The sequence below is a fragment of the Ignavibacteria bacterium genome (assembly GCA_041649015.1).
Lineage (GTDB): Bacteria > Bacteroidota > Ignavibacteria > Tepidaquicellales > Tepidaquicellaceae > CAIKZJ01.
The window spans coordinates 117,363-129,483 of sequence record JBAZNU010000001.1 but is presented as its reverse complement, the minus strand read 5'-3'; the positions used below and the strand labels follow the sequence as shown (position 1 = coordinate 129,483).

At 38.4% G+C, this 12,121-nt stretch carries 11 protein-coding genes; 8 read left to right on the top strand and 3 right to left on the bottom strand.

What is annotated here, in order from left to right:
- Nucleotides 1-40: 40 nt before the first annotated feature.
- Nucleotides 41-1,537, bottom strand: a complete 1,497-nt coding sequence (locus tag WC644_00475; protein ID MFA5010402.1) for a T9SS type A sorting domain-containing protein — start codon at nt 1,535-1,537, stop codon at nt 41-43.
- Between the two features lie 183 nt (nt 1,538-1,720).
- On the opposite strand from WC644_00475, the gene WC644_00470 reads away from it, so the two are divergent.
- The 8 genes from WC644_00470 to WC644_00435 all read left to right on the top strand — a co-directional run bounded on the left by WC644_00470 (nt 1,721) and on the right by WC644_00435 (nt 10,665).
- Nucleotides 1,721-3,076, top strand: coding sequence for a glycine--tRNA ligase (locus tag WC644_00470; protein MFA5010401.1), 1,356 nt, complete (start codon nt 1,721-1,723; stop codon nt 3,074-3,076).
- A gap of 255 nt (nt 3,077-3,331) precedes the next feature.
- Nucleotides 3,332-4,561 (top strand): PQQ-binding-like beta-propeller repeat protein, encoded by a 1,230-nt coding sequence (locus WC644_00465; protein ID MFA5010400.1) that lies wholly within the window; start codon nt 3,332-3,334, stop codon nt 4,559-4,561.
- 273 nt (nt 4,562-4,834) lie between these two features.
- On the top strand, nt 4,835-5,236 hold the full coding sequence (locus WC644_00460) for a nucleoside 2-deoxyribosyltransferase (GenBank protein MFA5010399.1): 402 nt from the start codon (nt 4,835-4,837) through the stop codon (nt 5,234-5,236).
- 82 nt (nt 5,237-5,318) lie between these two features.
- Entirely contained in the window at nt 5,319-6,203 is an 885-nt protein-coding gene (locus tag WC644_00455) for an electron transfer flavoprotein subunit beta/FixA family protein (protein ID MFA5010398.1), read from the top strand.
- 30 nt (nt 6,204-6,233) lie between these two features.
- On the top strand, nt 6,234-7,247 hold the full coding sequence (locus WC644_00450) for an electron transfer flavoprotein subunit alpha/FixB family protein (GenBank protein ID MFA5010397.1): 1,014 nt from the start codon (nt 6,234-6,236) through the stop codon (nt 7,245-7,247).
- 17 nt (nt 7,248-7,264) lie between these two features.
- The gene (locus WC644_00445) at nt 7,265-8,986 is read left to right on the top strand and encodes an acyl-CoA dehydrogenase family protein (protein MFA5010396.1); all 1,722 of its coding nucleotides are present in this window, start codon (nt 7,265-7,267) and stop codon (nt 8,984-8,986) included.
- A gap of 26 nt (nt 8,987-9,012) precedes the next feature.
- Nucleotides 9,013-9,210 carry a hypothetical protein gene (locus WC644_00440; protein ID MFA5010395.1) on the top strand — a complete coding sequence of 66 codons (198 nt, stop codon included), beginning with the start codon at nt 9,013-9,015 and terminating at the stop codon, nt 9,208-9,210.
- A gap of 69 nt (nt 9,211-9,279) precedes the next feature.
- Complete coding sequence (locus WC644_00435; GenBank protein ID MFA5010394.1) at nt 9,280-10,665, top strand: HAMP domain-containing sensor histidine kinase; 1,386 nt, start codon at nt 9,280-9,282, stop codon at nt 10,663-10,665.
- Here WC644_00435 and chrA read toward each other — a convergent pair.
- Together chrA and WC644_00425 are read right to left on the bottom strand one after the other, a co-directional pair.
- Nucleotides 10,662-11,834, bottom strand: a complete 1,173-nt coding sequence (gene chrA, locus WC644_00430; GenBank protein ID MFA5010393.1) for a chromate efflux transporter — start codon at nt 11,832-11,834, stop codon at nt 10,662-10,664. The two genes, WC644_00435 and chrA, sit on opposite strands and share 4 nt — an antisense overlap.
- A gap of 3 nt (nt 11,835-11,837) precedes the next feature.
- Nucleotides 11,838-12,119, bottom strand: a complete 282-nt coding sequence (locus tag WC644_00425) for a 4a-hydroxytetrahydrobiopterin dehydratase (GenBank protein MFA5010392.1) — start codon at nt 12,117-12,119, stop codon at nt 11,838-11,840.
- Between the last annotated feature and the right edge of the window lie 2 nt (nt 12,120-12,121).

Genomic DNA, 12,121 nt, shown 5'->3' with positions numbered 1-12,121 from the left:
CATGTGAATGACAGCCTTTTTAATTATGTTTATGTTGAGATTATTTCACGAGCATCATTTTCTTAATATCTTTGAAACCATTTACTTCAATAGAATAGAAATAAGCTCCGCTTGAAAGTTTGCTTGCATTGAAATCAATCGAGTAGCTTCCTGCATTGTAGTTACCGCTTACTAATTTAGCAACTTCCTTACCAAGAATATTGTAAACTTTGAGTGTAACAATTCCGTTCTTTGCTAAATTAAAGTTAATCTTGGTAGTTGGATTAAACGGGTTTGGATAATTCTGGCTTAAGCTGTAACTAACTGGTGTTTCGCTGTTTCCGATATTAGTAATTGCACTATACCTGTCCCAATAAAGTTTTGCTCCTGCATTCATGCCAACCCAAACTATTCCTAAGTCGGAAGGCGGAATTTCGCAAATAACAGGTATATAGCCTTTATCTGACCATGAAGGTGGATTTGAACTGATTTGCGTGGGTGAACCAAATGATGATCCGCCAACGGTTGCAAAACAATACATCATTTTATCTGTATTATTTGTTGGAGCCCCAGCTTGAAGACTGTCTGAATAATAGGATAAATCAAAACCACCACCCGAGAAGAAGTTCACATCAAACCAGTATTCATCAACATTCGGATTTGCTGCAATGTCAATAGCAGCATCATAGTTTGCACCTGCGTTTGTACTAATCCTACCTTTAATATCTATTGCTCCTGTTGTTCCGGAAGTATAGATGAACCATACAACTCCATTAAACATTACTGATTTGAATTCTGTTTTTGCAACTAATTCTGTTACTACATCCTGAAAGCCTGATGATGTTAATGTTCCGGGTGCTGTTTGTCTATACCTCGCAGCTCTGATTTTTGATGTAACCGTATCTGACAAAACGGGACCGTAATAATTAAGAATAATTGTGTCACCTGTTTGTGTTGCTACTTTGGGTCTAACCCCCGAACTTGTAATAAGACCTCTGTTAATCCATGATAACCCGCCATCAATAGAGCTGTACCGCCTTACTCCTGTTGGGATTGTATCATAAAAATAGTATAAAGCTCCATTAGTTGCACCGACAACATCAAATGTGGACAAAATACCACCGTACCCAGCATCATTTAACGTTTGATTTCTGAAGTTCCAAGAATAAACTGTACTTCCAATTTGCATAAACAGATATATTGAATCTGCAGCACCACCAGCACTAATAAGTTTTAACTTAGTGTACTGTGTTCTAAGATTAATACCCTGCGGATAAAGAGACCAAGTGTTTCCGTCATTTGTTGACTGCATAATAATCAGTCCAAGGTTCGAAGTTGCAAGTGTGTCATTAATTGCAACATAAATTGTTCCCGAGGCTGCTTTTATTGCAGTAATTGGTCCAATAGGTTCAAAATTACTAATAACGACATCATTCCCCCATAATGGACTTTGAACTGTATTAATACCTGTTGGTATAGCATTTTCAATCTTCACTTCCTGAGCATATCCTGAAACTATAAAGAAAGAAAATAGAACTAACAGTAATGCTTTTCTCATTATGACTCCTTTAATGTTAAATTAGAAATATATGCATAAATAATAATTATTTTAAATAAATACAGTGCAAAATTATAGTTTAAAAGATTTAAGCCGGGAATGATTTCTTGCCTGATATTTTATATGCACTTAATCTTAATGCCAAAATGTTTAAATTTGTGACTTCATTAAGTTAAAATTTAAATGGGAAAAGTAGATATAACGGAAAAAGTAGTTTCACTAGCAAAGCGAAGAGGCTTTGTTTTTCAGTCTTCGGAGATATACGGTGGTTTAAACGGATGCTGGGATTACGGTCCGCTAGGAGTTGAGATGCTGAATAACATTAAGCAGGCATGGTGGAAAGAAATGACTTACCGCGAAAATGTTGAAGGGATTGATGCGGCGATACTTATGCATCCCCGCGTTTGGGAAGCTTCGGGACACGTTGAGAACTTTACAGACCCGATGGTTGACTGCAAGGAATGCAAAGGGCGTTTCCGTGCTGACCAGCTTGAAGAGTCGGAATGCGGGAATAAAGGTTACAAAGGGCGGAAGGCAATAAAGTGTTTTAACGAGGGGAAGTTTACGGAGGCAAGGAATTTTAACTTAATGTTTAAGACGTTTATAGGACCGCTTGAGGAATCGTCGAGCATTGTGTATTTACGACCGGAGACGGCACAAGGAATTTATGTTAATTTTTTAAACGTAAAGGAGGGTTCGCGTCAGAAGCTTCCGTTTGGGATAGCACAGGTTGGAAAGGCATTCAGGAATGAGATTAATACTAAGAACTTTCTTTTCCGTACAAGAGAATTTGAACAGATGGAAATGCAGTTTTTTATAAGACCTGATGAAGACGGGAAATGGTTTGAATACTGGAAAGAGCAGAGGATTAACTGGTTTATAAAATACGGTATTCCAAAAGAGAAGCTGAACATACATGAACACGATAAACTTGCTCACTATGCGAAGGCAGCGGTTGACATAGAGTATGAGTTTCCTTTTGGATTCGGCGAGATAGAGGGAATTCATAACAGGACGGATTATGATTTGAAGAGACATACGGAGTTCTCGGGAAAGAAGATAGAGTACTTTGACGATCAGACAAAGGAGAGGTTTACCCCATACGTGATTGAAACATCGGCAGGTGCCTCAAGAAGCTTTATGGCTTTTCTACTTAATGCTTATGACGAAGAAGAAGTCGCAAAGGAGAATTCGGATGGTACTAAATCCTCGGAAGTGAGGACAGTATTGCATCTGCATCCTGCTTTTGCACCGATAAAGGCGGCAGTGTTTCCGCTTGTGAACAGAGACGGAATGCAGGATATAGCAAGAAACATTACTGAAGATTTAAGGGATTACATGAGAGTGTTTTATGATGACTCGGGTGCGGTAGGCAGAAGATACCGCAGGCAGGATGAATGCGGAACGCCTTTCTGCATAACGGTTGACTCGGATACTTTGAGCGATAATACTGTGACAGTGCGTGAACGGGATAGTATGGCTCAGGAAAGGATTAACAAGGATAACCTTGTTGAATATCTGCTGAAGAAAATAAAGTAATATATCAAATACGTTATAATAATATCAGCAATACTTGTTTCATTTTTATATTCATGTAAGAGTGAAATCAAGGATGATATTCCTACCACAGATACTGCGAAGAAAGTTGCAGCAGATACTATACAACAATCAAGGGATTATGAAATAATAGTAGGTTCATTTCTCGGTGATGAGAAGAGATGCTACTATGGCGATAATCCTCCTTCTGAACTGAATGTAATCTGGAAGTGCTGGCTTGACGGGGCTCCATCGCATATGCCATTTAATGACGGCGGGACGAATATGAGATACGGCGCGGGATGGACAGGACAGCCGCTATTGTTTAAAGAAAAGGATGAGTTGTATTTAATTCAAGGTTCGTATGATTATAAACTGAGAAAGATAAATGCAGAGACGGGAGAGGTTGAATGGAAATATTCTTTTGATGATGCAATAAAAGGAACGGGAACATTGTATTACAACAAGACGACGGACAGAGAAGAGGGAAAACTTGCAGTGCTTCAGGGAAGCCGGCAGAGATCAGGGCTTGAGTATAATTACAGAAGTGTTTCTGCGGTAAATGGGGAAGAGCTTTTCAGAATGAGAATTGAAAGAACAAGGAGTATGAGCAGGGATGTTGACGGTTCTGCTTTGATTCTTGGAGATACAGCATACATAGGGCTTGAGAACGGAGTCTTCAGAGTATTTAATCCGAATGATGATTATGCATTTAAGAGCGGTAAGTTTTATGAGCCGGAGGTTTACACAGAGTTAAATTTATACAGCGATAAAGACGCAGCGAGAAGGGGTGGAAATTTAATAACAGAATCTTCGCCCTCTTATCTTAACGGGAAAGTTTATGTTGCTGCGGGTTCCGGGTATGTTTACGGTTATAATATTGCAAGCGGTGAGATTGACTGGGAATATTATATAGGGGCTGATTTAAACGGTTCGCCTGTTGTGACAGAAGATGGCTGCTTGCTGGTTTCTGTAGAGAAGCAGTTTATAGCGGGTAACGGGGGAATGCTGAAACTTGATCCGAGCAAAGAGCCGCAAGACGCACTTGTATGGTACTTCCCGACGGGTAATAAAGGATTATTAACATGGAACGGCGGAGTGATAGGCAGTGCAAGCATAAATGATAAATACAAAGAGAAGGGAATGAAATCGCTTGCTGCGTTTTCCGGGATAGACGGGTATCTTTATGTTGTTGATTATAAAAGCACAGACGGGACGACGAAAAGTTTTGACGGAAGGACGACTGTTGATAAACCGGAATTAGTATTTCAATATAAAATAGGGCAGTCGATTTCTACACCAATAATTTTTAAGGACAAACTTATTGCAGCGGGATATGGAGAGATATATTTATTTGAGTTTGATGCAGATTTGAATTTTACACTTCTTGATAAGAAACCGCTATATTTTGAAGCCACACCCATAGTTTTCGACCAAAAAGTTTACATAGCATCCAAAGACGGCTGGCTTTATTGTCTTGGAAACTGAAAGTAAACACCTTTTCTAAAAGCATCAACCATTTTGTCTAAAAGATAAGATTTTTGCGTGTTTTTGGCATATTAAGATATCGCAGGTATATCGTAGACATATCGCAGGCATATCGCAGTCATAACGCAGGCATACAGAAAAAAAGGGTATTTGGGGCAGAAATTAGGGTCGAAATGGAATATTTAGGGGTGGTTTTAAGGAAGGGGGGTAATTTCGTGGTTTTTTAAGTAGAAATAAATAATTATTTTAAATCTCATTTATAAGGAAAGCCCCATGAAAATTTATTATGCGACTTCTATAAGAGGGTCGGCTGAAAACAATATAAAAAATGCAGAACTGATTTCTTTGTTAAAGAAATATGGTGAGGTTTTAACGGAGCATTTTTCAAGTATGAAAACAGACGGAGAGACGGATTTATCCGATAAAGAGATTCATGACAGAGATTTGAAATGGATTGATGAATGTGATGTGATTGCAGCAGAAGTTACAAACCCGTCGCTGGGAGTAGGGTATGAAATAAGGTATGGAATTGAGAGAGGGAAAAGGATATTGTGTTTAAAGCAAAAGAATGGTAAGAAACTTTCAGCGATGATATCAGGATGCGATTATGTTGAATTCGAGATGTATGAAAATATGGATGACTTAGACGAAATACTTAGTGATTTTTTTGATTAGCGGAGAATCGTAAATTAACATTTTTATAAAAACATAACTTTGGTATATTAAAAATTAATTATTAAAGTACATATAATAATCAATGTATAAATCTATTGTATTAGTAAAACAAGTACCTGATACGGCAAACATTTCCGGGAAAGTTATGAAGGACGACGGAACAGTTAACCGTTCGATGCTACCGGCGATTTTCAACTATGAAGATAAGGTTGCTTTGGAGTTTGCATTACAGGTAAAGGAAACATACGGCGGAAAAGTTATAGCAATAACGATGGGACCTGCGAGGGCATCGGACATACTCCGCGAATGCCTATACATGGGAGCGGACGAGGTGTATGCGGTCAGCGACAGGAAGTTTGCGGGTGCGGATACACTTGCTACATCTTATGTATTAAGCGAAGCGATAAATAAAATCGGAGATTATGATTTCATATTTGCGGGCAGGCAGGCGATTGACGGTGATACAGCACAGGTGGGACCGCAGACTGCGGAGAAACTAAACATACCACAGATAACTTATGCGGAAGAGATTCTTGAGATAAAAGACGGAAAGATTAAGATAAAGAAGAAGATTGACGGCGGTTATGAGGTTGTACAGTGCAAGGTGCCAGTATTAATAACAGTTTTGAAGGGTGCCGCAGAACCGAGACCTTTCCGGGCGAAGAGAATGATGGCATACAAAGGAGCGAAGACACTTACGGAACTTGAGAAACTGACTGAAGGAAATTCATTATTGTATATTGATTCATTAAAGCATGAGTACGAAGAAAGAGGTCTTTTCATACCAACATTTTCGGCAGATGATTTAAAGGTTGATGAGACAAGATGCGGTATAAAGGGTTCTCCGACGAAGGTACATAAGGTTGAATCGGTTGTACTTGCAGGGGGGAGTCAGGAAATAGTCGAACCGACAAAAGAGGGGATAGGATCGCTTGTGGATAAACTGATTGAAGACAGAATATTTTAAATAACAAAAAGAATTTTAAAGATTATATAAATGCATAACAATGAAGTTTGGGTTTTCGTAGAGCAGAGAAACGGTAAACCAGCTGATGTAAGCTTTGAGCTGCTGAGCAAGGGAAGAAAGCTTGCTGACAGTTTGAAAGGTGTCCTGAAGGCAATAGTTATAGGTCATGAGGCGAGAGGAATTGCAGAGCAGACTTTTGAATACGGAGCGAATGAGGCAGTATTGATTGACCATCCTGATTTAAAGTTATTCAGGACAATGCCATACAGCAGGATAATGAATGAGTTGATAAAAAAGCATACACCAAGGATAGTTCTTTTTGGTGCTACGGTTTATGGAAGGGATTTAGCTCCGAGAGTTGCTTCAAACACAAAGAGCGGATTGACGGCTGACTGCACTGATTTAAAAATTTCAGATGTAAAATATCTTGGCAAGGAATACAAGCAATTGCTTTTACAAATCAGGCCGGCATTCGGAGGGAATATAGTCGCGACTATAATAACTCCAGATGTACGAGTTCAGATGGCAACGGTGCGTGAAGGAGTAATGGAAATGCATCCTTACGAAAAACCATTTCCAGTTAAAATTACTGAAGTACCATATAAGCCGATAGATATAGACGGATTGCTTGAAGTTATTGAACAGCACAGAGAAGAGAGCAAAGTAAATCTGAAAGCCGCACCGATAATAATAGCAGGCGGTTACGGTCTTGGTTCAAAAGAAAACTTCAAACTTATACATGATCTTGCGCATGTTCTTGGCGGTGAGGTTGCAGGAAGCAGGGCGGCTGTGGATGCGGGTTTTATAGGTCCTGAGAGACAGGTAGGGCAGACGGGTGTAACAGTAAGACCGAAGTTATACATAGCAGTCGGGATTTCAGGTGCGATACAACACAGAGCAGGGATGCAGGAGGCAAAGAAAATCATTGCTATTAATACAGATCCTGACGCTCCGATATTTAGTGTATCACATTACGGAATAGTTGGTGATGCAACTCAGGTAATACCGTTATTGATAGAAACATACAAACATAAACTGAAATAAAAATATAACAGAATATAATGCCAAATTTTTTCACTGATAACAACGATTTGCTCTTTCATTTCGACAACCTTGATTACCGCAGGGTAGTTGACATGGCTGAGAATAATTATGAGTATTCAAAAGAATACAAGCATGCTCCGGTCAATTATGAAGATGCGATGGAGAATTACAGAAAAGTACTCGAGATGGTCGGAGATCTTTGCGGAAACTACATAGCAGAGCGTGCATCGGAGGTTGATGTAGAGGGTGCACATTTCGAGAACGGAAAAGTTGAATATGCAAAAGGCACACAGGAAAACCTGAAAGAGCTAACGAAAGCAGACCTGATGGGGATGGTACTTCCGCATAAATACGGCGGGATGAATTTTCCTCTTACGATATACATGATGGCTACGGAATTAATATCAAGAGCAGATGCATCGCTTATGAATATTTTTGGTTTGCAGGATATTGCTGAGATGATTGAGAAATACGGGACGGAGGAGCAGAAAGAAAAATATATTCCCGGATTTTGCACGGGGCAGTATACGGGAGCGATGGCATTAACAGAACCCGATGCCGGCTCTGACTTGCAAGCAGTGAAACTTCAGGCGTATCAGGATGAAAACGGGAAATGGTTTTTACGAGGAGTTAAAAGATTTATAACAAACGGGAATGCTCATGTACATCTTGTATTAGCACGTTCTGAGGCGGGAACAAAGGACGGACGCGGGCTGAGCATGTTTGCCTGTATAGCCGACAAGACAGTAGTAGTAAGACGTATAGAGCATAAGCTCGGAATACACGGTTCGCCGACATGCGAACTTCAGTTCAATGACACACCTTGTGAATTAGTTGGACAGAGAAAATTCGGGCTAATAAAGTATGTGTTAGATTTAATGTTCAGAGCAAGAATGGGTGTTTCGGCGCAGGCACTGGGCATTTCGCAAGCAGCATACGAGGAAGCATTGATGTATGCAAAAGACAGGGAGCAGTTCGGGAAGGCGATATACAACATACCTGCGGTTGCTAATATACTGATTGATATGAGAGTGATGCTTGAGTACAACCGATCATTATTATATTCAGCGGGAATGTATGTTGATTTAAAAGAAAAGCTTGATTACCAAATGACAAAATTTAAAAAGGAAGGAAAGCCCGTAACAGAGTTAAAAGAGGAATTAAAATATATAACCAAAGTTTCAAACCTTTTAACACCGATTACAAAATATATTTTAACAGAATGTGCAAACAAAATAGCATACGATGCATTACAAATACACGGCGGAACAGGATACATGCGGGAATTCAGGGTAGAAAGGCTTGTACGTGATGCCCGTATAACAAATATATATGAAGGGACATCACAGTTACAGATAGTAGCAGCAATAAGCGGAGTTATTAATGATATTCTTAAAGAGCATTTTGATAAGAAAGAGAAGAAACAATATCCAGGAGGGCTGGAGAGGCTTGCGAATTACGTAAAAGAAATCCGCAATATCTTTTATGACTGCCTGAAATACGTAATGGATAAGAAAGACACGGCATTTCAGGATGTAGCGGCGAAAGACCTTGTTGAGCTTTATTCTTATGTATTCGTTGGTTACATGCTGCTTGACGAGGCAGAGAAGAGCGATAAGAAAATATTCACTGCAAACAGATACATAATAACTTCGCTTGCAAATGCGAAGAAGAATGCAGATACAATAAAGAACGAATTATTTTCTGACCTGCTGCATGCCGATAAAATTTTAGTTTAAAATTATTTATAGTTGGAGGATTAAAAATGTTTTACTACAGAATATTCGACGATAAAGAGGATTTGAATTTTTTCAAGAGCTCCTTAAAGTATGAAAAAATTGCAGCCTTGATGAGCGAATTTGAAAAAACGAAGGATGAATACCGTAACTCAGAGTTTATAAATTTCCTGAAAGAGCGGGACAAAGAAGCAGAGATAATAGATGTTACTAACATTTATTATTAATAAATAGATTTATTTCATTTCCCTTACAGATGAAATAAATTTATTATAACAATCTAAACCTTATTTAATGTGCTAAACTTCATACCACCAAATACGATAGATTTCGAGCAGCTGTGGTCACTAATATCTTCCCGAAACAAGTGGCTTATAAAGCTGCGATTCATTATCGTTGCAGGCTTTGCACTCTTTGTAGTTTTTACACAAGAATTTTTTGGCATTAATTTTACATCCGAGCAACTCTGGGCTTATGCAATGATTGCGGTGGGACTATTCGTACTAAATATAGGATTCAGCTTCATGGAAAATTCAGGTTTTGTTGAAAACTCTGAATACGGATTTAACCAGCTGCATTTTGCTTTTAATCAGATAATAATTGACCTGCTTGCTATAGCGCTAATTTCTTACTATTCAGGCGGGATTGAAAGTCCATTTTACATGTTCTTTGTATTTCACATGATAATCGGAAGTCTTATACTTCCGGGATACATTGTATATATAATATGCGGGATAATTGTTGCATATCTCGGAACATTTTCATTTCTGGAGTATTACGGTGTAGTACCACATCATAGTTTCGGTAATCTGCTTGAGGCTCCTTTATTCGATAATTACAAGTATATACTTATAGTAATTTCTTCATTCGGCACTATGATGATTGTAAGTGTGTATCTTGCCAACACTGTTGCACGCTCGCACTATCAAAGGTCGCAGCAATTAAAGCTTGCTATTAACAGGCTTCGTGATGCAGAAAAGACCAAGATGAAATATACTATGGGTATCGTACATGAAATCAAGAGTCCACTTGTTGGTGCACAGTCGAACATTGATTTGATACTCAACGGGTTTACTGGGGAGGTAAGCAATGAAGTAAGCGATAAAATTAAACGGACAAGAATAAGAACAGAAGAAGCTATTGCGATTATTAATGATATATTAAAGATATCCAAACTAAAGCTGCTGGACACACTTTCAAAAGAAGAAGTTGATTTAATTGAACTCTTTAACGATACTATTTTAAAGAAAGAGTCACAAATCCATAGTATGAATGTCGATGTTAAAATTTTAGATGACAGAAATAATAAGAAAAAGGTTAAACTTGACAGACCTCTTTTTGAACTCGTTGTATCAAATTTGGTAGGTAATGCAGTTAAATATAATTCGCCCGGTGGAGAAGTCAGAATATTTCTGAGAAATATTGATAACGGTGAAATAGAGATTGTTGTAGCGGATGACGGCATGGGTATTCCAGATGAGGATAAGGGGAAAATGTTTCACGATTTTTACAGAGCTAACAATGTAAGAAAAAAAGGAATTGAAGGAACAGGTCTGGGACTTTCAGTTGTAAAGGAAATAATTGAACAGCATGACGGCGAGATAACTTTTCACAGTCCCTCAAGGATTACAAAAGAAGGAAGAAAAGGAACAGAGTTTGTAATTACGCTACCGCATATTTAAGTATAAAACTTTATAACTATACCTACAGCAGCTGCTATAATTATTAAATAGTATGGTTTGAGTTTAGTAGAAAAGAGAACAAGCCCCGCCAGCAAAAATAATACTAAAGACCACAAATCAATTATTGCATCATAAGAAAGAAAATATGCAACTGTAATGATTGCCGCTATTGCGGCTGCGTTTGCGCCCTTCAAAGCCGACAGAAGATAGAAGTTGTCCTTAATCTTTTCGATTATCTGGGCGACAATCATTACTAAAACAAACGAAGGAAGGAAGACCGAAACTGTTGCGAGCAGTGATCCTAAAAACCCTGATACCATGTATCCGATAAAAGTCGATGTAATAACCACCGGACCCGGAGTAATCTGACCGAATGCAATTCCGTCAAGAAATTCTTTTGATGTAAGCCACTGAAAGTTTACAACAACATCTTCTCTGAGTACTCCTATTATAACGAATCCGCTGCCGTACGTCAGTCCGCCTGCCTTCATAAAAACGTAAACAATATCAAGCAGCTTGCTGTTAAGGTGGTTAAGGAAATTGAGGATAGCTCCGGAGAAATCTTTCAGAGCAAGAATTAAACCGCTGTATAATAAAATACTGAAGGAATTCACCTTGTTACTTTTAACCTCTTTTTCTACAGAATAATAAATCAAAGCTATTGCAGCGAATAAAACAATAAGTAAAAGAATGTGCAGTTTAAGAAATACTGAAACTGCAATTGCCGAAAAGAACAGAACATACTGGAATACATCCTTTTGAAACACGTTTCGGCTAAGGTTGTAACCCGAATAAAAAATGATTGCGATAATAACAGGACTGATTCCGTAAAGGGCCCAAGCAACATAATTAACGTCCCTGAATTCTTTGTAGAAGATAGAAAATAAAAGAACGAAAACGAAAGAGGGAAGAACCAATCCGATACCTGCAAGTACTGCCGCCCAGAATCCTTTTTTAAAATAACAGAAATATAAAGCAAACTGAAATGCAAGAGGACCGGGGCAGATTTGTGAGAAACCGAAATAACTTTTGAACTCATCGAGTGTCATCCATTTTTTATCAAAAACAAGGTCGCGTCTTATATAATCAATTATAGCAAGAGGTCCTCCAAAGCCCGCTACACCAAGATATAAAAAATACTTAAATATCTTTAGATTGGTAATCTGCATTTACTATGCATACTTATTTATCTCAATAGCTATGTCAATATCTTTTTGTGTAATGCCCCCGGCTGTATGTGTTGAGAATGATACTTCAATTTCAGCGTACTTCATTAAAAGATAATCGGGATGATGGTCGAACTGCTGGCAGATTGTTCCTATTGTTGAAACGAGACCCACAGTTGATGGCCAGCCTTTTGTTTTGAAGGTTTTCTTAATAGCATTACCGTCAACGAACCATCCTTTTACTTCTTTAATTCTTTCAATAACCAAATCAGGATTAATTTTTTCCATCG

Coding starts and splice junctions, on each gene's coding strand:
- WC644_00475 (MFA5010402.1), bottom strand. CDS start 1,537: ATGAGAAAAGCATTACTGTTAGTTCTATTTTCTTTCTTTATAGTTTCA.
- WC644_00470 (MFA5010401.1), top strand. CDS start 1,721: ATGGGAAAAGTAGATATAACGGAAAAAGTAGTTTCACTAGCAAAGCGA.
- WC644_00465 (MFA5010400.1), top strand. CDS start 3,332: ATGCCATTTAATGACGGCGGGACGAATATGAGATACGGCGCGGGATGG.
- WC644_00460 (MFA5010399.1), top strand. CDS start 4,835: ATGAAAATTTATTATGCGACTTCTATAAGAGGGTCGGCTGAAAACAAT.
- WC644_00455 (MFA5010398.1), top strand. CDS start 5,319: ATGTATAAATCTATTGTATTAGTAAAACAAGTACCTGATACGGCAAAC.
- WC644_00450 (MFA5010397.1), top strand. CDS start 6,234: ATGCATAACAATGAAGTTTGGGTTTTCGTAGAGCAGAGAAACGGTAAA.
- WC644_00445 (MFA5010396.1), top strand. CDS start 7,265: ATGCCAAATTTTTTCACTGATAACAACGATTTGCTCTTTCATTTCGAC.
- WC644_00440 (MFA5010395.1), top strand. CDS start 9,013: ATGTTTTACTACAGAATATTCGACGATAAAGAGGATTTGAATTTTTTC.
- chrA (MFA5010393.1), bottom strand. CDS start 11,834: ATGCAGATTACCAATCTAAAGATATTTAAGTATTTTTTATATCTTGGT.
- WC644_00425 (MFA5010392.1), bottom strand. CDS start 12,119: ATGGAAAAAATTAATCCTGATTTGGTTATTGAAAGAATTAAAGAAGTA.